The 20,596-nt window shown below is 47.2% G+C and carries 19 protein-coding genes; 8 read left to right on the forward strand and 11 right to left on the reverse strand.

What is annotated here, in order from left to right; translation table 11 throughout:
• Window positions 1-17 precede the first annotated feature (17 nt).
• The gene (locus tag HMPREF1222_RS04640) at window positions 18-2,777 is read right to left on the reverse strand and encodes a PD-(D/E)XK nuclease family protein (protein WP_016518416.1); all 2,760 of its coding nucleotides are present in this window, start codon (window positions 2,775-2,777) and stop codon (window positions 18-20) included.
• A 247-nt stretch (window positions 2,778-3,024) separates the two neighbouring features.
• Here HMPREF1222_RS04640 and HMPREF1222_RS04645 point away from each other — a divergent pair, with 247 nt between their 5' ends.
• The 4 genes from HMPREF1222_RS04645 (at window position 3,025) to HMPREF1222_RS04660 (ending at window position 5,621) form a co-directional block, all read left to right on the forward strand.
• Complete coding sequence (locus HMPREF1222_RS04645) at window positions 3,025-4,296, forward strand: DUF2715 domain-containing protein (RefSeq protein ID WP_016518417.1); 1,272 nt, start codon at window positions 3,025-3,027, stop codon at window positions 4,294-4,296.
• Between the two features lie 107 nt (window positions 4,297-4,403).
• Window positions 4,404-4,871, forward strand: a complete 468-nt coding sequence (locus tag HMPREF1222_RS04650) for a hypothetical protein (protein ID WP_244870114.1) — start codon at window positions 4,404-4,406, stop codon at window positions 4,869-4,871.
• Window positions 4,872-4,981: 110 nt separating this feature from the next.
• Window positions 4,982-5,233 carry a hypothetical protein gene (locus tag HMPREF1222_RS04655; protein WP_016518419.1) on the forward strand — a complete coding sequence of 84 codons (252 nt, stop codon included), beginning with the start codon at window positions 4,982-4,984 and terminating at the stop codon, window positions 5,231-5,233.
• Window positions 5,217-5,621, forward strand: a complete 405-nt coding sequence (locus HMPREF1222_RS04660; RefSeq protein ID WP_016518420.1) for a type II toxin-antitoxin system VapC family toxin — start codon at window positions 5,217-5,219, stop codon at window positions 5,619-5,621. The genes HMPREF1222_RS04655 and HMPREF1222_RS04660 overlap by 17 nt, the downstream gene beginning before the upstream one ends.
• Before the next feature lie 78 nt (window positions 5,622-5,699).
• On the opposite strand, the gene acrA is transcribed toward HMPREF1222_RS04660, so the two are convergent.
• From acrA to HMPREF1222_RS04675, 3 genes are read right to left on the reverse strand one after another with little or no spacing between them, the layout of a single operon-like run.
• Complete coding sequence (acrA, locus tag HMPREF1222_RS04665; RefSeq protein WP_016518421.1) at window positions 5,700-6,803, reverse strand: acryloyl-CoA reductase electron transfer subunit beta; 1,104 nt, start codon at window positions 6,801-6,803, stop codon at window positions 5,700-5,702.
• 20 nt (window positions 6,804-6,823) lie between these two features.
• Window positions 6,824-7,624 (reverse strand): acryloyl-CoA reductase electron transfer subunit gamma, encoded by an 801-nt coding sequence (acrB, locus tag HMPREF1222_RS04670; RefSeq protein WP_016518422.1) that lies wholly within the window; start codon window positions 7,622-7,624, stop codon window positions 6,824-6,826.
• 15 nt (window positions 7,625-7,639) lie between these two features.
• The gene (locus tag HMPREF1222_RS04675; RefSeq protein WP_006187867.1) at window positions 7,640-8,812 is read right to left on the reverse strand and encodes an acyl-CoA dehydrogenase; all 1,173 of its coding nucleotides are present in this window, start codon (window positions 8,810-8,812) and stop codon (window positions 7,640-7,642) included.
• A gap of 243 nt (window positions 8,813-9,055) precedes the next feature.
• Here HMPREF1222_RS04675 and HMPREF1222_RS04680 point away from each other — a divergent pair, with 243 nt between their 5' ends.
• Entirely contained in the window at window positions 9,056-10,432 is a 1,377-nt protein-coding gene (locus HMPREF1222_RS04680) for an aldehyde dehydrogenase (RefSeq protein ID WP_016518423.1), read from the forward strand.
• 67 nt (window positions 10,433-10,499) lie between these two features.
• Here the strand turns inward: HMPREF1222_RS04680 and HMPREF1222_RS04685 are convergent, their stop codons facing one another.
• A complete protein-coding gene (locus HMPREF1222_RS04685) occupies window positions 10,500-10,736 on the reverse strand; it encodes a type II toxin-antitoxin system MqsA family antitoxin (protein ID WP_016518424.1) in 237 nt (78 codons plus the stop codon).
• A gap of 1 nt (window position 10,737) precedes the next feature.
• Window positions 10,738-11,013, reverse strand: a complete 276-nt coding sequence (locus HMPREF1222_RS12490) for a DUF4258 domain-containing protein (RefSeq protein WP_016518425.1) — start codon at window positions 11,011-11,013, stop codon at window positions 10,738-10,740.
• A 156-nt stretch (window positions 11,014-11,169) separates the two neighbouring features.
• Between HMPREF1222_RS12490 and HMPREF1222_RS04690 the strand changes: the two genes are divergently transcribed.
• The 3 genes from HMPREF1222_RS04690 to HMPREF1222_RS04700 are packed head-to-tail and all read left to right on the forward strand — an operon-like array spanning window position 11,170 to window position 14,920.
• The gene (locus tag HMPREF1222_RS04690) at window positions 11,170-12,192 is read left to right on the forward strand and encodes a calcium/sodium antiporter (RefSeq protein WP_016518426.1); all 1,023 of its coding nucleotides are present in this window, start codon (window positions 11,170-11,172) and stop codon (window positions 12,190-12,192) included.
• A 60-nt stretch (window positions 12,193-12,252) separates the two neighbouring features.
• Window positions 12,253-13,218, forward strand: a complete 966-nt coding sequence (locus HMPREF1222_RS04695; RefSeq protein ID WP_016518427.1) for an RsmE family RNA methyltransferase — start codon at window positions 12,253-12,255, stop codon at window positions 13,216-13,218.
• Entirely contained in the window at window positions 13,178-14,920 is a 1,743-nt protein-coding gene (locus HMPREF1222_RS04700; RefSeq protein WP_016518428.1) for a hypothetical protein, read from the forward strand. The genes HMPREF1222_RS04695 and HMPREF1222_RS04700 overlap by 41 nt, the downstream gene beginning before the upstream one ends.
• 472 nt (window positions 14,921-15,392) lie before the next feature.
• Here HMPREF1222_RS04700 and uvrB read toward each other — a convergent pair whose 3' ends face one another.
• From uvrB to nadD, 5 genes are all read right to left on the reverse strand, one after another.
• Complete coding sequence (gene uvrB / locus HMPREF1222_RS04705; protein ID WP_006187872.1) at window positions 15,393-17,384, reverse strand: excinuclease ABC subunit UvrB; 1,992 nt, start codon at window positions 17,382-17,384, stop codon at window positions 15,393-15,395.
• Window positions 17,385-17,388: 4 nt separating this feature from the next.
• Window positions 17,389-17,739, reverse strand: coding sequence for a ribosome silencing factor (gene rsfS, locus HMPREF1222_RS04710; protein WP_006187873.1), 351 nt, complete (start codon window positions 17,737-17,739; stop codon window positions 17,389-17,391).
• A 97-nt stretch (window positions 17,740-17,836) separates the two neighbouring features.
• Window positions 17,837-19,021: an LCP family protein gene (locus HMPREF1222_RS04715; RefSeq protein WP_016518429.1), complete on the reverse strand. Its 1,185-nt coding sequence runs from the start codon at window positions 19,019-19,021 to the stop codon at window positions 17,837-17,839.
• The gene (gene yqeK, locus HMPREF1222_RS04720) at window positions 19,018-19,674 is read right to left on the reverse strand and encodes a bis(5'-nucleosyl)-tetraphosphatase (symmetrical) YqeK (protein WP_016518430.1); all 657 of its coding nucleotides are present in this window, start codon (window positions 19,672-19,674) and stop codon (window positions 19,018-19,020) included. Before yqeK ends, HMPREF1222_RS04715 begins: the two co-directional genes overlap by 4 nt.
• A complete protein-coding gene (nadD, locus tag HMPREF1222_RS04725; RefSeq protein ID WP_016518431.1) occupies window positions 19,667-20,257 on the reverse strand; it encodes a nicotinate (nicotinamide) nucleotide adenylyltransferase in 591 nt (196 codons plus the stop codon). The genes yqeK and nadD overlap by 8 nt, the downstream gene beginning before the upstream one ends.
• Window positions 20,258-20,596 lie beyond the last annotated feature (339 nt).

Here is a 20,596-nt window from a genome sequence, read left to right on the forward strand (position 1 = left end):
CAGGCAGAATCCTTACCTCATTCTTCAACGGTAAAGGTTGTTCTGCAAATAGTGTGAAAGGGGCAGCTCATACAATCCTGCCATTGTACGGCTGCCGGTTTTCTAAAGTCTTCCATACCGACCTGCTGTGCGTACGCTTGAGCAATTTGTAAAAAAGCCTGAATCGACGGTTCAAATTCTTCCCTCGTTTTAGAAGAACGGGAACTATCCTGAGGTATCACCTCTTTATCGTTGACGATGTATCTTCTCTCTTCTTTTGTAATACCGAGAAAAAAAGCATGGAGTACTTCCTGTTTCAGTCTATTTTCTGCAAGGAAGATGTACATCGGCATTTGGAAATCTCGCATAGCTTCCGAGGTATAGTCTGTAGCGGACGGAACCTTGCCGCTTTTGTAATCAATGATGACGGCGCGGCCTTCCGCTTCCTGATAGGCGATGCGGTCTACGAGTCCGTGATAGAGGATGTCTCCGCTTCGATGCTGCAGCTCGCCTTCCATCATATACGGCGTATAGCCGTCCAGTTTTTCCGCATCGAATGTAAGCACAAAGTCAACGCTTTTTAAACTGCGCTTTTTAATCGATTCGATAAAAGGCGCGGCAAGCGGCCCTCGAAAATCGGTTTGGCTGTGAACGGTCTCATCGAAGATTTCCTCCGCCCATTTCGTATAGTCAGCCAGATGCGCGGAGATAAAAACCTTATCGGTTTCCCGTATGCGCTGATAAAGCAGCTCCAAAACACGATGGCAAATAATACCGATATAACGCGGATTGAAAAGTTCCGCATCAGTGTCTTCTTCGTCGATGGAAAGTGCCGACGACAAAAACCATTGAGCCGGACAGCCGGAAAAAAGATGTAAGCCGCTTTGACTGATGCGGAATGCCCCGTCCGTATAGTGCCCGTTTTTGAGCTTTTCCGAAAGTACCGGTAGACTGCCGTTAAAAGGTTCGGTTAAAAAAGAAAAGCCGCGCTCTTGTTTAATACCGGCGAATTGTTCAAATCCCGCTTTTTGTACGGAATACAGCGCTTCCGGTGCAGGTTCTTCCCGTTTAAAGAAGCGATATTCCTGCAAAAGAGAGTCGCTGTCATTCAGGTCGGGGCGGGGCGCAAAGGCGGTAAAAATGCCATTGCTGACGGTAAAGCCCGAAAAGGTTTGTTCGGAAACGGAAAAGCGCACTGTGCCGTATGTTGCATACACCGCAAAAAAGGCCTGCGTTGCATCTTTTTCGACAACGCCGAGTTCTTCCCGTTTGTCTTTCCGTAAGAAGGGAAGTTTTTGATAGATCACCCTGCTTGCTTTTTGGTTGCAGTTGAGGACAAAGTGATGGGCAAAAGGAGTAGCTGCCGCGACTCTAAACGGAAAGATACTTACCGCTCTTCCGGTATTTTGCGGTACATAGATTTCGCGGGCAAGTTGGGCGGTAAAAAAACGATACGGTTGTGCCGGCAGACAGTCGGCAAAGTCTTGTTCAAGCTGTGTCAGTTCCTGCATCAACGTAACGCAGCGGCCGATGACGGCATTATCTTCGGCTGAAAAGCCGTCGGGATTCAGATACTGCGCTCGAAAGAGGATGTACTGCCGCCTCATTTCGGAAAAGCTTTGAGCCTGCACGAATCGCTCCGCAGCTTTCATAAAGGGGAGAAGCCACTCCTTTGCCTGCTCTTTTTCGGCTTGCTCTTCCTCAGCACTGCTATGAGGATTATACGGGATAGGGAGTTTAAACGCCTCCTTCCAGACGTTTTTATAGTGTCCTTCATCCTTCCACGAAACGAGACAGTTGTTTTTTATGCCGAAATTGATGAGCGCCTGTATCTGCGCGGGATGCTTCCACGGAATATGAGGATTGAGCAGCAGCGGTTTAAGGCTTTCAAACGAGTAATGTTCCTGCACGCACTGTTCAAGCAACGGAAAGAGCTGCCCCGCATGCTGTTCGCCGAGTTTAAAGCCGAGCCGAAATTCCGCAGGGATATTCCGCAATGCAAATTCCCGCTTGAGATACGGTACGGTATCTTCAATACCGGCAATACTGAGCGCAATATCATCGGCAGGAACTCCGTTTGTCAAAAGCTGCTCAACAGCGAGCGCGGTTGAACGAATCTCTTCCCGCATCGTGCCGAATTGAATAAGCGGCGTTGTTCCCGCGTTAAAGGCAGGGGCGGGCAAGACGGACAGTTCAGGCCGTTCTTCCAACAGGCCGCGGTACTCGTCAAAATCTTCCATTAATTCGGGATACAGTAAAATGTACTGTTGTGTATGCGGGATAAATTCCGCCCCTGCCCAAGAAGGTTCAAAGAGGCGGTGCGCGTCCAAAAATTCCGTATATGCTTTTTTCAAAATCTGTAAATCGGAGAACTCGGCGTCTTTACCGGCTTTATGCTGCGCCGCGCGTTTTTCCCAGTGATCCAACTGCGGTAAAATACCGGCAATCCATTGCGCAAAGATGGCGCCGTCGGCTGCGTAGTCCGCCGGGATGATGTTCTGTAGAAAGGGTTTTTCCGCCGCAGCATTGTCGGCTGCAATATGATGCGCAAAGAGCAAGCGGATAATCTGAGACGCCGGATTTTTATTTTCCGCTTGAGCGATACAGCACTCCGCCTTAAAGGCATCCCATGCGATAAACAGTTCGGCAGGAACCGCTGTAAGGCCGGTCAACGCAAGCGCACGGTGCATCCAAAGCCGAGCCGCAATCCGTGACGGAAACACAAAACACGTGCGGGCGTCCGTACCGTAGCGGCGGATACAATCTTCTATAGTGGAACAGCCGGATATGATGCGCATAATAACCTCTTAAATATGTGAAGCTTCTAAAAATCTAACCGACTTTTTAGAGATGCCTATGATCTGGTTTCTATCAGCGATGAAAGCTCAATAATGTATTATACACAAAAAAATCGGATTGAGCATCTCTTAAATGCAATTAGCGGTTTGCTTTACATTTACCTTGCCGGATAGTATACTACCTACATCGGATCGCCTTTCCAAAGTCTTCAAATTAATGGATATATGAGAACGGAGGAATGAATAAATGCACAAATTTTATTTTATATTACTTCTTTGTTTTTTCTGTGTGTCCCCCTGCTTTTCGCAAGAAACGGCTCCGCAGTCCAATGATACAGCGGAAGTCGAACACCGAGAACATGATACGAGCAGCGGGCAGCCGAACAATACTGCGCCATTGCAGAAGAAACACGCCGGATTTGACGAATATCTTTTTGCACCGGCACTCGGCATGGGTATCGGTTTTGAGCTTCCTACATCAAAAAACACATCGGAATTTCAGTTTGTCTTAGGTCCTTCAATTAAATTCGATATGCAATTTTCCCTTAGATCCGGTTTTTCGTTTTTACTCTTAAACGAAGTATTTTTTCCGCTTGCCTATATTACCTATAATGTAGCAAAAAAGGATTCTGTACAAATGGGTTATATTCCGGTGTGGCATGGCGGGGTATTGTTCGGATATACTCACGGAGTAAAAACCGATGTGGAAATTACGGCAGCAGGCGGCTTAGGCGTGATGCTTATCTTACCTGAACTCATAACTCAATTGAGTATTTCAAAATTTTTTACCGAAAAATACGGACTGTATTTTACATTAAATAATAAATTTGTTTTTTTACCTGCGGCTTTAGCAGACGATGGAAAAATGCGAGCGCTGAGTACGGTAGATGTCACCTTGGGAGCATCCTTCCGTATCTATCCCAAAGAAAGATCAGTTATAACTCAGCCTACGGTAAAACCTAAAAAACAGCGGAAGCGGGTTTTTGAAGAGTATGTATTTGCACCGTCATTTGCCTTATCAACGGTATTTTTAGGGATGCCGCCAGATTTATATATCATTATGGGACCATCACTTAATCTTGATATAATTTTTACAAAAGAAAAATCCGGGTTTAGTTTTTTTATCCATAATAATACGGCGGTGTGGTTTACAACCTATCCCAAAGACCCGGATGAACCGGGCCCGAAATTGGTATCTTTGCCGCTTACTCTGTTTCATTTTATGTTCGGGTATACTCATGGTAGAGGAAGCAATTTTGAAATCTCCGCGGGTATCGGTCCGGGGTTTGCGCTTTCTCCTGTTCATTTTTTCAGACCGGTTACACTCCTGCCTGCCGTCAGCACGGAAATTGCTTTCACAACATATTTTTCAAAAAAATACGGGTTATATATTTCGGCGCTTAACTCGTTTATATTTATTCCTTTCGGTTCATACAGGGGGCCTGATGGAAAAAGAAAATCAAGCTATTTATTTATCGATATGCTCAATATCAGCATTGGGCCTTCGTTCCGCTTATAAGGAACGGTTCATTTTCCGCTACTATCGGGAAATATCGAGAAACGGAGATTTGAGATATGAAATACTTACGATGTTATTTATATTTTTGCATATTGTGCATTAGTGTGATGTCATGCACAAGTACCCCGGCTACCGGAGCGCTTTACTTTCCTATCACCGTATTAGCTGGTGTTGCCGATTTAACCGTTTCAATAGATGGAGAAATGCAACCGGATGCTTATGACAAAGCTGAAACCTTTGCAAAAAATGCAAGAACGCTGAATAAGGATTGGACTTTTGATGAAACAGAGAAGCATACTCAAAGAGAATCTCCGTCCGAATACGATTATCTTTCAAACATTCAGTTACAACCGCGGAGGGACAGTGCGGAAACGGTGAATCAGCAAAAAAATGATATGGAGCCTGTTTCTTCGATTAGATTGCAAAAAGGTGAATCATTTTCTACGCCGATACCGGTGCATAAGAAACTAACGGTCGTTGTTGAAAATAAGGATAGTAATGAACTAAGGTTTATGTGTACCGGCAAACAGTTCGTCTTGCAGCAGGGAGAAATGGTGATGCTGCATTTTCGGTAAACGATAAACGCTGGTCATCACAGTAGCCGCAAACACTACCAAGCTCGCAGAGTTTAATGAAACGGTAAAGTGTGCTATACTGCTATGGGATGGATAGTAAGGAGCGTTATATGGACGATATAATGATGCGGCAATACAATATGCTTTCAAAGGAGCTGCAGCAGGAAGTGCAGCATTATATTGAATATTTATTTGTAAAAATGAAAAAAACGAATAGACAACATATTGTAACAATACCTCAGCAAGAAAAAAATAGAGCTTATGATGCCCTGATACAGTATGCAGGTTGCCTACCGCTGGATATTGATTATAAACAAGAAGCTATAGAATTTACGGTTACGAAATATGAAAGTCTTACTTGATACAAACATTTTGGTTGATTTTCTGGCAAAGCGTCCTGTTTTTTTTAATAATGCACAAACTATTATTAAGAAATGTAAAGATAACGAAATAACAGGAATTGTAGCAGTTCATACCATTTCAACATTATTTTATATCTTAAAGAAGTATATTCCGGCAGAGAATGTACGAGAAATTTTTTGCAATTTATTCGAAATCATTGAAATCGGTAGTGCAAATAAAGAAAGCATTTTAAATGCTTTAAAGAATAAAACATTTCCTGATTTTGAAGATGGTTTGCAATATCAATGCGCATTAGAAGAGTTGGTAGATTGCATTATTACACGCAATAAAAAAGATTTTTTTGGGTCAAAAATACCCGTGTATACGCCGGATGAATTTTTAGCATAAAGCTTTGGGTAGGTTGACTAACAAAAGCCTGTTCTTCCACAAAGGAAAAACAGGCTTTTTGCATCACACCCTAAAAAATTACAGGCTGCCTTTTGCAGCTTTTACTGCTTCGGTAAGCATCGGAAGTACCTTGAACAGGTCTCCTGCAATACCGTAGTCGGCTACACCGAAGATCGGCGCATCGGGGTTCTTGTTAACCGCGATGATGTACTCGGAATCCTGCATACCGGCAAGGTGCTGAATTGCTCCGGAAATACCGACTGCCACATAGATATGCGGATGTACGGTTTTACCGGTCTGTCCAACCTGATGGTTTGCATCCATCCAGCCGGAGTCAACAACAGCACGGGAAGCGCCGACAACGCCGCCGAGCGCTTGAGCCAAGTCTTCGGCAAGTTTGATACCTGCTTTGGGATCTTTACCGATACCGCGGCCAACGGAAACTACAACATTTGCTCCGATCAAGTCTACGATGTTCTTTGCGGTTTTCTTGATTTCGAGGATATCAACACTGATATCGGCTTTGGAAAGCTCAACTTTCGGCTTTTCAATCACGGTCTTTGCCGCTTTTGCCGAATCAAAGTCCTGCTTCTTCATAACGCCGGGACGCACGGTTGCAATCTGCGGGCGGAAGCGGGGACAGACGATCGTTGCCATCAAGTGACCGCCGAACGCCGGACGGGTCATCTTCAAGTTGGTGTTTACCTTAAAGGGTGTCTTTTCGACATCCATCGTCGAGCTGGTGCGGAGGAATTCCTTGTATTTTTCCGTATCGACATCAAGGTGTGTGGTGTCGGCGGTCAATCCGGTATGGAGCCGTGCGGCACAGCGGGGACCTAAGTCGCGTCCGATGGTCGTCGCACCGATTAAGAAGACTTCCGGTTTTTTATCCTGTACCAATGCGGTAATCACTTTTGTATACGCATCGGTTGTATAATCGGCAAGAAGATCGTGCTCGCAGTAGTACACCTTGTCGGCACCGTAACCGCCGAGATTCTTTAATGCATCTTCTTTGATACCTTTTCCAAGTACAACGCCGCAGAGTTCGCCCTTTAATTCATCGGCGAGCTTCCGGCCTTCGCTCAATAATTCAAACGAGGTGTTGAGGATTTCTCCGTTGCGCTGTTCACAAAATACCCACACGCCTTTGAAGGCTTCAGTGTCTTTGCTATCGTAAGCCATTTGTACATTCTCCTCCTTCATTAAATGATATGTTTTTCTGCAAGCATACCGACGAGCTTTTCACAAGCGGCTTTGTCGGCGCCTTCCATCATCGTACCGGCGCCTTTCTGCGGCGGGGTAAAGGACTTGTATACGTTTGTCGGAGAGCCTTCCAAACCGATCGTGTCTTTATCGATGAGCGGGTCGTCCTTCAAGGTTTCGTAATTGTATATCTCATACGGCTTCTCGTAGCATTCCATAATACCGCTAACGCTCATATAGCGCGGTTCATTCAGCTCTTTAATACAGGTGATAAGACAGGGAGTCTTTACCTTCAGCAGCATATAGCCGTCTTCGAGCATACGCTTTACCGTCAGTGTGTTGCCTTCTTTTTTAATATCAGCTGCGTAGGTGATCTGCGGGAGATTCAATTTTTCAGCGATCTGCGGACCTACCTGCGCGGTGTCCCCATCGATCGCCTGCCGTCCGCAGAATACAACATCTTCCGGTCCTACACCGACGCGGCGTACAGCTGCTGCCAAGATCTGACTGGTAGCATACGTGTCACTTCCGCCGAACTCACGGCTGGAAACCAGTACCGCCTTGTCAACGCCACGCGCCAACAGCTCACGGAGCATGCTCTCTGCAGGGGGCGGCCCCATCGAAATAGCGACAACTTCGCAGCCGGTTTGGTCTTTCAGCTGCAACGCCGCTTCGATCGCATTTAAGTCATCGGGGTTGGTGATGGTCATCATCGAAGCGCGGTCAAGCTGCCCGTTTTCTTTGACGGCAACTTTTCCGGATGTATCGGGAACTTGTTTTACACAAACAATAGCTTTCATCTGTTCTTGTCCTCCTTAATTGACGCCGAGGTTTGCGGCAATAACCATGCGCTGAACTTCGCTCGTACCCTCGTAAATTTCCGTAATCTTTGCATCGCGCATCATCCGCTCGATCGGGTAGTCACGGGTATAGCCGTATCCGCCGAAGAGCTGTAAACAGCGGCGGGTTACATCGCTTGCAACCTCAGCTGCCACGAGCTTTGCCATCGCCGCTTCTACGGAATAGCGGATATTGGGATTATCGTTTGCCGCTTGCTTCTTGCACGCTGCCGCATAGACAAGATACTGCGCACCTTGCGTACGGGCTGCCATATCGGCAATCTGGAACTGAGTGTTCTGCTGCTGGCTGATGCGCTTTCCGAACTGTACGCGTTCTTTAGTATATTTGATGGTTTCTTCGAGAGCACCTTCCGCAATACCGAGCGCCTGTGCCGCAATACCGATACGTCCGCCGTCGAGGGTGGTCATTGCAATGATAAAGCCTCTGCCCTGTACGCCGAGGAGATTTTCTTTCGGTACGATGCAGTCTTCAAAGACCAATTCACAGGTTGAAGAACCGCGGATACCCATCTTCTTTTCGTGCTTACCGATGGAGAAGCCGGGAAAGCCGCGCTCTACGATAAATGCGCTGATTTCTTTGACAGAGCGGCCTTTCTTATCCTTTACGATACCGGTTACCGCAATAACGATAAAGACATCGGCGTATCCCGCATTGGTGATAAAGATTTTGCTACCGTTTAAGACCCAATGATCGCCGTCAAGCACTGCAGTTGTCTGCTGCCCCTGAGCATCGGTACCGGCGCCCGGTTCGGTCAATCCGAATGCACCGATTTTCTTACCGGAAGCTAAATCGGGAACATACTTCATCTTTTGCTCTTCCGTCCCAAAGTGCATAATCGGATCGATACACAGTGACGTATGCGCGGAAATGATAACGCCGGTTGTTCCGCATACCTTACTCATTTCTTCTACACACATAGCATAGGTTAAAACGTCAGCACCCTGTCCGCCGTATTTTTTGGGGACGGGAATACCGAAGAATCCCAGCTTTGCCATCTTTTTGACATTTTCTTCAGGAAATTTTTCCTCTTCGTCGACTTCGGCAGCAAGCGGTTTTACTTCGTTTTGCGCAAAATCGCGAAACAGTTGCTGCGCCATGAGCTGTTCTCTGCTCAACGTAAAATCCATCTTTGAATCTCCTTCGTTTATTGAATTTTATTAAAATCTCTACTTTATATAGAGGATTTTCTATAGTATAATAGTGATCTACGCTGTTGTGTTCAAGTGAATAATAGTAGTATTTTTATAGATAGATTATATCAGTAAACCGGGGAAATGGATAGAGGAAGAATCCGATTTATAATACTTTTTTCGCGAGGGAAATCAATTCATAATTAAGAATTATGAATTGTTTATCATGGAGGAGTTTCAATGGAGAAAGCAGACATTGCCGCGCTGGTGCGGGATACTTCGGCCTTTTTTGCGTCGAATGTAACGAAATCATACGAGTTTCGAGCCGAACAGCTTCGTAAGCTGGGAGCTGCCGTCGATACATACCAGCAGCGGATAAGCGATGCGCTTTATAAAGATTTGCACAAGGCGCCGATGGAAACCTACCTTACGGAAATCGGTATGGTGCAGGAAGAAGTCCGGTTCTTATTAAAGCATTTAAAAAAATTGATGAAGCCGAAACGGGTGCGTACGCCGCTCAGTCATTTTTTAGCGTCGAGTACGGTGTACTATGAACCGTACGGAACTGCACTGATTATGTCTCCGTGGAATTATCCGGTGAATTTAACACTGACACCGCTTGCCGGTGCAATTGCCGCAGGCAACTGTGCGGTAGTTAAACCGTCTAACTACACTCCCGAAACCTCAAAGGTTATTGCCGAGCTGATTGCGGAGACCTTTGATCCCCGTTTTATAAGCGTTGTAACCGGCGGCCGCGAAGAGAACACCGGGCTTTTGGAGCAAAAATTCGATTATATCTTTTTTACCGGCGGAACGGTCGTCGGCAGGTTGGTGATGGAAGCTGCGGCTCGGAATCTGACGCCGGTAACGCTTGAACTCGGAGGCAAGTCGCCTTGCATTATCGACAAAACCGCCGATATTAAAGCGGCTGCACGGCGCATCTTATTCGGCAAAATTCTGAACGGCGGACAAACCTGCGTCGCTCCCGACTATGTGTTAATTCACTCTGCGGTAAAAGAGAAGTTTATCGAACAGTGCAAGGCGGTTTTACATGAGTTTTTGCCGACGGATGCCTACGTCTCCTGCAACATGACAAGGATTGTAAACGATAAGCATTTTGAACGGCTCTCCCGTTTAACGGGAGGAGAAACGGTTGCTATCGGCGGGGAAAAGGATGCGCACGGGCGTTTTATGCCGCTGACGGTGCTGGACAATATCAACTTTGAATCGCCGGTTATGCAGGAAGAAATTTTCGGTCCCATCTTGCCGCTCATTCCTTTCACCGATTTGCAGTGGGCGGTCGACCAAATCCGCGCCCGTCCCAAACCGCTTGCGCTCTACCTCTTTACCAAAGATGCCGCCGTTGAGCGGAAAATTTTATCGGAAGTATCGTTCGGTGGCGGCTGTATCAACGACACAATCGTACACCTTGCAACGCCGTATATGCCCTTCGGCGGAGTCGGCACAAGCGGCATGGGGAATTATCACGGGAAACAAAGCTTTTACACATTCAGCCACGAAAAGAGTGTAATGAAAAAATCCTTGCTGGTAGACTTACCGATGCGCTATCATCCCTACAGCGAGAAAAATTTCAACCTCGTTAAAAAGTTTATGTAGGCGCATATCGGATGATTTTCTACTATTATTCTTGTTATGTGCATAGCGAACAGGACTGGAAAGAAAACTATGCAGAAACTAACTGCTTATATTCCATAATTGCAACTTCTTGCCCTGATGTAAAACAATTATCTGCACGATGATAAATATTTTGTGCTGTTTGTTCGTCAAGGTAATATTCTCCACAGTTGTCACAAATTTTGGCAGGAACATTACGGAAAATAACTGTCGCATTACCGCGAGTAAGTACAACTTGTGTAAACCCTTCTTGCATCTTTCCAAACTTGCAAATTGGACATTTCATATCAATTTCTCCTCTTTGTGAAATCAGAAGTCCATAACTGTGTATCAGGTTCATAAACGGTGATAATATATTCCATATCATCATCTTGATCATAAGCCGAAACAACATGAATCGGTCTATTACCATCATATCCAAGAATAAGCCTGCTTGGATATGGAGTATCATCAGGATATTCTTTTATTGTTTTACCATTCTGTATGACTTCTTTTATCGTATTGGGCGAAAAACTACGTTCTGCCATACGCCTAAAAACGTGTTCAGAAAAGAAATATTGCACAAACTAACCGCCTACTTTTATCCACAGCATTATAGCATATTTGAATTGTCCTACAAAGTATCTGATGAGTTTGCCCCGCAAGCTGTCTTGCGTGATTTTGCCTAAACCGGTATATTTCCAGATATTCCGGTTACAGATATTTTACGAGGTTTATTTATGGATGCACTCTTACATGATTTCTTAATGAATTCATCGGTTGTGATATCGTTGATTGTGCTTGTTGCAAGTTTATTTACGCTGAGTAAGGGTGCGGATTGGCTGGTAGACAGCGCGGTTGCCCTTTCGCTCAAATGGGGAATGCCCAAGATGGTGATCGGTGCAACGATTGTCAGCCTCGGTACAACGTTGCCCGAAGCGTCGGTGTCTACATTGGCGGCGATTAAAGGCAATGCGGAACTTGCGCTTGGAAATGCTATCGGCTCGATTATTGCGGATACGGCTCTCATTATCGGACTTGCCGCGATGCTTGGTACGGTGCCGGTCGATAAACGGCTTATTCACCGGCAGGGTACCGTGCAATTTGCAGCAGCGCTGCTGCTGACGCTTGTTTCGCTCCCCTTCTTTTCTCCGGGCAGGGAAGGAAAAATTTATCAGTGGATGGGTTGGATTTTTGTCGTGCTGCTTGCGTGTTATATGTATATCTCGTTCCGCTGGGCTAAGGAATCGATGGAAGAGAGCGAACAGGATACGGCAGAAGAAAATCAAAAACCGCTGTGGCTGTTGTTTGTGTGGCTGATTGCTGGAATTGCAACGGTGGTGTTGTCGTCCAAAATTCTTATCCCTGCGGTAGAAGTTTCCGCGATAAAAATAGGTATTCCGCAAAGCATCATCGCGGCGACTTTAGTTGCATTCGGTACGAGCGTACCCGAATTGGTAACCGCGATTACCGCCGTTCGAAAAGGGCACGGAGAACTTGCAGCGGGCAACATCATCGGAGCGGATATTTTGAATGTCCTTTTCGTATTGGGTGTAGCGGCGGCTGTTACCCCCGCGGGTATCCGTGTGCCGATAGATTTTTACTATCTGCAATTCCCGACTATGCTGTTGGTACTCGGTATTTTCCGCTTTTGTTCTACGCGTAAACGAAGCGTCATAACTCGGCTGCAAGGCGCGTTTCTTTTTATCTTTTACGTCGCATATATTATTCTCAACTTTACCTTACGACATATCACGAGCTAACAATGGGGCAAAAGAATAGGAACGGGAATTGCGAAAAGGTAATCGGCTCTTGAGGCATCCTTGTTTGCCTTAGATGTCTCGATCGGCAAGGCTGACATGAATATTATTTTACTACGAAAAGAGGAACTCTCTGAAGGATGTTTTTCTTTTTCTAAAACGGATGAACGTTTTTTACATATCAAAAAAGTGTTGAAGCTCGGTGTCGGTTCGACATTCAAGGCCGGGATTATTGACGGTGAAAAAGGCACTGCGGAAATCATTTCCTTTTCCGATGAGCTTCTGACCGCACGGTTTAGCGCATCGGCGGAGCAGGCTCCGGATAATGGAGACTGTCCGTCTTCCGCATTGCCGCATATCAGACTGATACTCGGTTTTCCGCGTCCCATCCAGCTTCGCCGTATTTTGCGGGATGTTGCAGGACTCGGTATTGAGGCGCTGTATCTGACGGGCACCGAGCTAGGAGAAAAATCCTACCTGCAGGCTGATATTGCCGCAGAGGCGGAGATAGAGCGGCTGCTGATCGACGGATGCAGCCAGGCCGGAGAAACTCATATCCCTACAGTGTACCGCGCCTATAGTTTGCGGCATTTTTTCGATCGGTATGAGGATGAGATACTGCCGGATCACCTACGAGCTGTGCTCGATGTTCCTTTTCAAGTTGAGCAAGATAAAATTGACCAAGCTCACATTGAACGAAAGCCCATTGAACAAAACCGCATTGTACACGGTGAAGACAGCAATCTGTATACCCCTGCGATTTATCCGCTGCCTCAGCTGCAGTGGGACGGGGCAAAAACGCTTTGGCTTGCCGTAGGGAATGAGCGGGGGTGGAGCTTGAACGAGCGGTTGCTCTTTGCCAAAAAACGGTTCACGGTATATGGTATGGGGCAAAGGATTTTGCGTACGGAAACAGCCGTTACTTCCGCCGTTGCAGTGTGTCTTGCATTATCCGGCGCGTGGAATACGGCGTTTGCGGAGGGGCGTGATGAATCAGGATCAGGTAAAAGAAATATTATTGCAGATTGAAGAGTCGGGACTTGAATTTTCGGTAACGTTTACCGGTAAGGCGAGTAAAAAAGTCAACGGGCTTTATAAGAGCGATACGCACGAGATACTGCTGCACAATAAAAATTTTTCCGTCGATAACGAACTGCTGTACACTGCGATCCATGAATATACGCATCATCGGCTCTGCGAACTTGACGGTACCCGTTCCGGCCGTGTGCATACGCAGCGGTTTTGGAGTTATTTTCACCGGCTGCTGCAAAAGGCGGAAGAGAAAGGGCTGTATAAAATCACTCTCGAAGAATCGCCTGAACTGCTCGAATTAACGGATACGATTAGGACAACCATCATGGCGGAGGACGGCAAGCTGATGAAAGAGCTCGGCAGGCTTTTGAGCAAGGCGCGGGTACTCTGTAAACAAGCGGGTGTCCGTTATGAAGATTATATCGATCGCGTGCTGTGCCTACCGCGGGCATCCGCTGCGACAATCGAAAAAATACATGCGTTTGACGTAAAGCCGGAACTCGGTTACGAAGCGATGAAGGTAGTTGCGAATATTGCCAATCCCGATAAACGTGCCGCAGCAGAGGAGCTTTTTTTACATAATAACAGCCCCGCGTTTGTACGCGACAGTGTGAAAACCAAACCGCAGGACGAAGACCCCCGCCGAAAGTTGGAAAATGAAAAACGGCGGATTGAACGCACAATTATAAGCCTTCAAGCGCGGCTCAGCGAATTGGAGGATACTCTTGCAAAGCTGCCCGTAACGCCGTTTATCTTCTGTTTTTTCTTTTTCTTACAGGTGCTTTCTCCCCTCGCTGCGGACAATACCGGAGCAGGCAGCGGACAAATTCCGATGCCTGCAATACCGGATATTCCCGAAGTTACCGTCGGCGGAGGCATCAGACGTCCGCCCGCGCCTCCCGCTATTCAGCCACCGATATTCCGGCAGCAAAACCGTAGTCTATTACCTGAACCGGAAACGGGCGGCAGCAAGACCGGCACAGCCGCTTCCGGCAAAAGCAGTACGGCAAAATCGGCAGCCATAGACGGACTTAATGCCAAAACTCTGTCGGCACTAACGCAGAACAGCGGCAATCTGGCGCTGCTCAATAATTTGCTCGGCAGCGATGCGGGATTAGGCGGCAATGCAGGCTTGGGTAATGTAACCGGTTTGGAAACCGATACGGGCGGCGCTGTTTTAACAAAGATTTTAAGCGAACTGGAAAAACTGCAAGCACAAACCGGCCAAGCTGCCGGCACAAGCGGCGGTACGATTACCGATACTGTCAATGCTGCAAGTGCTGCCGGAAATACCGGCGCGGGCAATGCGGCAAATACTCACACTGCGCTTGCACAAGGGGCTGCGGCGGAACTCATCCGGTTGCGGATAAACGGTAAGGAAATAAAAGACGATTTGGTTTACACATTCTGTTCAAGCCCCGCCGCGAACGGTTCGTTTTTATACGGAGCAGACCGCCGCTTTACCGTCAACGGCGCCGAACTGAACGAAACCGCTTATTTTTTATGCCGAAAGACGGAAGCGCAGCATTATGAAATTACGATGGATTTACGCCAAGAGCCGCTTAATGCCAATTCCTTTCTTTATAAGCTCCGTGAGCTCAGCCCCGTATCGGTAGAACAAACCTCTGACATCATCTTTTGGCATTATAAAGCTTCCGATCTCGAAGTGGAATTAATATTCAGAATTGTGCATCTCTAAAAGCTCGGTTAGCTTTTAGAGATGCACGACGAGTTTTGCTTTAAGTCTTTATATTATAATGACTTAAAGTAAAACATCGCAAATAAACTTAAGGGAAACCACTAAAAACTGCGGTTTTTAGAGGTTCTTAATTAAGGAAGCAAAGGCGTAAGACGCTCCCCGCATATCCCCGAAAAAATCCTTTTTGCCGTACGACGAAGTAGATGCACCGTATATTTCAAAAGGTCGCCTTTTGAAAATAGACGATGCAGATACGAGGCGCGAGCACAAATTAACCGCAGGCGTATCTTTGATACGTTGAGGATTAATTTGTGCGCAGCAACGAAGTAGATGTGTCGTATATTTTTAAACCAGCACTTTTGAAAATAGACGCCACAGATGCTAGGAGCGTACAAAAAACACCCGCAGGCGTACTTGTTGTACGTCGAGGACTGTTTTTTGTTAAGCGACAACGCAGATGTGCCGTATATTTTCAAAAGATCCCGAGGCGCTTAATCTCCTCGATCTTATCACGTATTACCGCCGCTTCCTCAAACAGCAGCATGTCGGCATATTCCGCCATCTGCGCTTCAAGCTTTTTGATGAGTTTTTTGCGGTCGGCGGGGTTCAAAATGTTGAAGCTGTTGACGAGAGGCTCCGTTTCGGCGCGGGCTGCGTCTTTTTTGATTTCCGCCTCGCGTACCAAAATATCTTCAATCGATTTTTTGATTGTTGTCGGCGTAATACCGTGTGCGTCGTTGTATGCTTGCTGGATCGAACGGCGGCGCGTGGTTTCTTCTATGGTTTCCTTCATCGCATCGCTGATGCGGTCGGCGTACATTACTACGCTGCCGTTGGCGTTACGCGCCGCCCGCCCGACAATCTGCACAAGACTGGTGGTTGAGCGCAAAAAGCCGATTTTGTCCGCGTCGAGAATACCGATAAACGACACTTCCGGCAAATCGATACCTTCCCGCAAGAGGTTAATCCCGATCAGCACATCGAACTCCCCTGCCCTCAAGCCTTTGAGGATTTCCACCCGCTCGATGGTTTCCACCTCGCTGTGAATGTACTTTACTTTAAGCCCCAGACCGGTCAGATAGTCGGTCAGGTCTTCCGCCATCTTCTTGGTGAGGGTGAGGATGAGGCTCCGCTCATCCTTTGCAATACGTTTTTTTACCTCACCGTAAATATGTTCCATTTGCCCCTCGCTCGGATGAATTTCGATGAGCGGATCCAAAAGACCGGTCGGACGGATCAGCTGTTCGACGACGCGGGTGGAATACTGAAGCTCCTTCGGACCGGGCGTGGCGGAAACAAAGATTGCCTGATTGAGCATCGCTTCAAACTCGTTGATTTTGAGCGGACGGTTATCCAGCGCGCAGGGGAGCCGGAAACCGAAGTCCACAAGGTTCTGCTTGCGGCTGCGGTCTCCTTCGTACATTGCGCCGATCTGCGGAAAGGTTACGTGGCTTTCGTCCATAAACAGGAGAAAGTCTTTGGGAAAGTAATGGAAGAGCGTCGCGGGCGGCTCCCCCGGTTTGCGGTTAGCAATCGGCGCGGAGTAGTTTTCGATGCCCGGACAATAGCCCATTTCCGAGAGCATTTCGATATCGTATTCGGTACGGGTTTTGAGCCGCTCAGCCTCAAAAAGCTTCCCCTGCGCTTTCAGCACTTCCAGCCGGGCGTCAAGCTCCCGCTTAATCCGCTCGATGGCATTGGGTATTGCATTCTCCGGCATAACAAAGTGCTTGGCAGGGTAGATCGAAAGTTCTTCATACTCTTGACTCACCTCTCCGGTTAGCGGATTAAAACGGCGGATGCGTACAATTTCTTCCCAGTCAAACTCGATGCGGTAGGCTTCCTCCATATAAGCGGGGAAAACTTCCATCACATCGCCCTTAACACGAAACCTGCCGCGTTCCAGCACTGCATCGTTCCGCTCGTATTGCAGGCTGATCAGCTGCTTTTTCAATTTTCCGGGATCGACGGTTTGCCCTTTTTCTATGGTGATACGTAAATCGCGCCACGATTCGGGCAAACCCAAACCGTAGATGCACGACACTGTTGAAACAACGATGACGTCCCGCCGCTCCATCAGGCTGAACGTTGCCGAAAGCCGGAGCCGGTCTATTTCATCGTTGATAGAAGCATCTTTTTCGATATAGAGATCCCGCGCCGGAACATAAGCCTCCGGCTGGTAGTAATCGTAATATGAAACAAAGTATTCGACGGCGTTTTCCGGAAAAAAGCCTTTGAACTCGCGGTACAGCTGCGCCGCAAGGGTCTTGTTGTGGCTGATAATCAGCGTCGGCTTTTGCACCGCTTGGATGATATTCGCCATCGTGAAGGTCTTACCCGAACCGGTTACGCCTTTCAGCGTTTGGAAACGGTCGCCGGCAAGTATACCGTCCGCAAGCTGCCGTATCGCATCTCCTTGATCCCCCGCCGGTTGGTAGTCCGCCATCAGTTTGAATTGTTTCATACTGTTACGCTAACAAATTGGGGCTGTCGTACCATAGGCGTTCAAGGTCGTAAAATTTCCGGGCGGTCGGACTCATTAGATGGACAACAATGGAACCGAAATCGAGCAGCTTCCATTCATCCCCGTCCGGGCTTTTTCTAATTGTCCGGTATTCTTCTATCTGCATCTCTTTCGCCGCTTCCATAATTTTACCTTCAAGACCGCCGGCTTGCTTTCCGCTCGATATAGTCGCAATAACAAAAAAATCAGTCCAAATATGAGCCGGCCGTAAATCGAGCACTACCACCGATTCCGCTTTAAGATCGCGCAGAAGCGTTCCGAATGTTAAAGCCGCCTGTTCAAAATTAACTTCCATATATTCTTATATCCTCTCTTTAAAACCGCATATCATTGGTGAAAATCTCTCAAACTTCGATTTTTAGAGATTTTCCGATGTGTACAGCGGCGTTCTTTTATTTTTTTTGCCGTACCGAATACCCGTTAAAATCCTTACCGAGTATCAGAGTAAAATCGACATTTGTTTCGCTGCCGGAATGATCATCACCGACTTGGGCGGATTCGATATTTTCGCAACGTACGACCTGCCCGACAATTTTTGCAACTGCCTCGTTGCCGATTCTATCGATTAAGACCGTATGTTCGACTCCCGTTTGCGACGCATTGCCGACACGGATAACGTCGTAACCGAAACTTTGATACAGCTCGGAGGCAGTCCGCGCGAGTCCGTTAATATCGGTTCCATTTAAAACTTCCAATGCATAAACCCGCTCCAACGTTGTTCCCTCTCTGGAGGCAAGCGCCGCAAGCGTCTGTCCGATAATTTCCTTTATCTGTTGGCCGTCGCGGAACGGGAAGAGTAACTCCTTTGAATCGACAATACGCACGGCGCCGGTTAACCGCTGAGGTACCAGCCGCTCCGAATCGATTTTACAAAGATATTCCAACAGCTGTTTTAAATTCCCCCCGCTCACATTGCTGTGCAGCAATGGGCTAAACACCTTAAACTGCTCTTTTTCGAGCATATCGGGATGCTCATATAAACTCCTAAGAAAAGCTAAAACAGCCTTTTGCTTGCGGGTTACCGCTTCCCCGTCCGCATCCGATTCGTCTTCATACAGCAGATAGTCGCGCACTTTGTCGCCATCCAACAGTACGGAGCCTGAGGGGAGCAGAACTTTTCCATATTTTTCGGTATCAATATCTATCGACGAAGGTATAAAAACTGAAATGCCGCCGAGTAAGTCGGTTAAGTGCATAAAATCGGTTAAGGAACATACAATATAAAAAGGAATAGAAATACCGGTCAGTTTTTCGATTTCTTCCTTATAAACTGCGGCTCCCTTTTCCGTATAGAGTGAACCGATATCTCCGGTACGTCCCAATTGAGGTAAAATCAGTCCGATATTCGCAGGAATATCGAACATTGCCGCACGCCGTGTTTGTGAATAGTGGGCGACGATATTCGTAGAAATCGGGACATTGTCATTTTCGATTATGAATAAAACCTTTAACACGTTATCATCGGAAAGCGATGTACTGATGGGGTCGATATTGAGATTCCGTGCCACAATAACTCCTGAAGGAATCAGCATAGCCAAGATGAGTACTAAAAAGATAATATTTTTTCCCTCTTTCAATTTCTTGCTCCCCTATTGATTGTATTTGTTTGGATATCCCTTGGATTCCGCCCATCCGGCACGGCATCTCTCTGGTTAAAAAACCGGTACGTTTTATAGGTAGAAGCCTGTACTTTTTTTCCTTTAGATTCTACAAAACCGATAACCTCTTTCAACACTTCAAGAAAGAGTGTATCGAGCGTCAGCTTCTCAACCTTCTCCCGTAAGTAACCGCAATTTTTCCTGCCCGGTTCAATTTTATCTGCAATATAGATAATCTTTCCCAATGCATCGAATTTTGCTGAAGCCGAGGTATGATACCGTACCGCATTTAAAACCGATTTTTTATGAATACCGTAATTCTCTTGCAATAAAACCGCTGCAGCCCGTCCGTGCAGCAGCTCCGAATTTGATTCTTCATCGGGAGTAACGGGATGTCCGTCTGTCCGCACCGTACCAAGCAAAAACTTGACAGATCGCTCTTTGCACATATCGTGAGAAATACCGGCGAGGTAGCAAAGCCGCTGCAGCCTATGCCCGTAACCGTAACGGCGGGCAAGGTCTTCCGCATAAGAGGCAACTCTGCGTGAATGTTCATAACGGTAGTCGGAAAGGTTGCGGCGTGCATCATTATCCAGAGCGGTGATGAGTCTTTCAATACGAATATCATTCATAGAGTTTGTGTTCTTTAATATACGAGTATACGGCGGAAGGTACAAGATATCGCCAGCTCTTTTTTTCTTTTATGGCAGCCCGTATTCCGCTGGAAGATACCGGCAGCAAGGCGTTATCGACCCTTAAATGAGGAACCCTGCCCGCGGAAGCGGCTTGTTCCGTCGAATACCGGTCGATAATGCGGTTTCCTACTATTATATCGGCATAATCGGGTATGTGTTCCGCTTCACGCCAGCCGCTAAAACCTTCCAGTAAATCATCGCCGATAATCAGCCCTATTTTTCCTTCGCACTGCGGATACTTTTCTTTTAAGAATTTCAGCGTATCGATGGTATACGAAACACCTTGCCGCTCTATCTCGCACGGTTCGCAGTAAAAGGCCGGATTATCGGCGATTGCAAGCTTTACCATTGCAAGTCTATCTGCGGCGGTACAGCCTGAGTGTCCGTCCTTAAAGGGAGATAAGAAAGCGGGGACAAAGGCGATGGTGTCGTACCCGTACCGGAGAGAAACCGCATCGGCAAGCATTAAATGACCGATGTGAATGGGATTATAAGATCCGCCCAATACAGCGAGCTTCATTTTTTGCCCTTCCGCTTGCGGCTTAAACTCACCGTTGCGCCGAATCCTTCCTGCTGTACGTAAACGGGATCTTCCAAGTCAGCATGCATAAAGCCGTTGTCCGCTGCGGGCTGCGCTCCGGTTTTTTGCGTAGCGCCGGCGCCGCTAAAACTTCCGGAGAGCTCGCCGCTGCCGTTAAAGCCGCCGGCGGTATTGCCGGTTTTGTCAAAAGGCTCTCTTTCGGCAGCATTCTCGAAATCGAACATGCCGCTTGCAGCCATGCCGTCCGCTAAACCTTCGGCGGTAAAGTCATCACCGGATGCCGCGTTGCCGAGTGCAGAGCTGCCGAATGCGGCGCTG

Source organism: Treponema vincentii F0403, from assembly GCF_000412995.1.
In the GTDB taxonomy this organism is placed as follows: domain Bacteria; phylum Spirochaetota; class Spirochaetia; order Treponematales; family Treponemataceae; genus Treponema; species Treponema vincentii.

What these genes read in the sequence shown, in the direction of transcription:
- acrB (WP_016518422.1), bottom strand. Translation starts at nt 7,624, where the DNA reads ATGAAAGCTATTGTTTGTGTAAAACAAGTTCCCGATACATCCGGAAAA.
- HMPREF1222_RS04660 (WP_016518420.1), top strand. Translation starts at nt 5,217, where the DNA reads ATGAAAGTCTTACTTGATACAAACATTTTGGTTGATTTTCTGGCAAAG.
- yqeK (WP_016518430.1), bottom strand. Translation starts at nt 19,674, where the DNA reads ATGAATGATATTCGTATTGAAAGACTCATCACCGCTCTGGATAATGAT.
- HMPREF1222_RS04650 (WP_244870114.1), top strand. Translation starts at nt 4,404, where the DNA reads ATGTCATGCACAAGTACCCCGGCTACCGGAGCGCTTTACTTTCCTATC.
- HMPREF1222_RS04680 (WP_016518423.1), top strand. Translation starts at nt 9,056, where the DNA reads ATGGAGAAAGCAGACATTGCCGCGCTGGTGCGGGATACTTCGGCCTTT.
- acrA (WP_016518421.1), bottom strand. Translation starts at nt 6,803, where the DNA reads ATGGCTTACGATAGCAAAGACACTGAAGCCTTCAAAGGCGTGTGGGTA.
- HMPREF1222_RS04700 (WP_016518428.1), top strand. Translation starts at nt 13,178, where the DNA reads ATGAATCAGGATCAGGTAAAAGAAATATTATTGCAGATTGAAGAGTCG.
- HMPREF1222_RS04645 (WP_016518417.1), top strand. Translation starts at nt 3,025, where the DNA reads ATGCACAAATTTTATTTTATATTACTTCTTTGTTTTTTCTGTGTGTCC.
- HMPREF1222_RS04685 (WP_016518424.1), bottom strand. Translation starts at nt 10,736, where the DNA reads ATGAAATGTCCAATTTGCAAGTTTGGAAAGATGCAAGAAGGGTTTACA.
- HMPREF1222_RS04675 (WP_006187867.1), bottom strand. Translation starts at nt 8,812, where the DNA reads ATGGATTTTACGTTGAGCAGAGAACAGCTCATGGCGCAGCAACTGTTT.
- HMPREF1222_RS04690 (WP_016518426.1), top strand. Translation starts at nt 11,170, where the DNA reads ATGGATGCACTCTTACATGATTTCTTAATGAATTCATCGGTTGTGATA.
- uvrB (WP_006187872.1), bottom strand. Translation starts at nt 17,384, where the DNA reads ATGAAACAATTCAAACTGATGGCGGACTACCAACCGGCGGGGGATCAA.
- rsfS (WP_006187873.1), bottom strand. Translation starts at nt 17,739, where the DNA reads ATGGAAGTTAATTTTGAACAGGCGGCTTTAACATTCGGAACGCTTCTG.
- nadD (WP_016518431.1), bottom strand. Translation starts at nt 20,257, where the DNA reads ATGAAGCTCGCTGTATTGGGCGGATCTTATAATCCCATTCACATCGGT.
- HMPREF1222_RS04655 (WP_016518419.1), top strand. Translation starts at nt 4,982, where the DNA reads ATGGACGATATAATGATGCGGCAATACAATATGCTTTCAAAGGAGCTG.
- HMPREF1222_RS04640 (WP_016518416.1), bottom strand. Translation starts at nt 2,777, where the DNA reads ATGCGCATCATATCCGGCTGTTCCACTATAGAAGATTGTATCCGCCGC.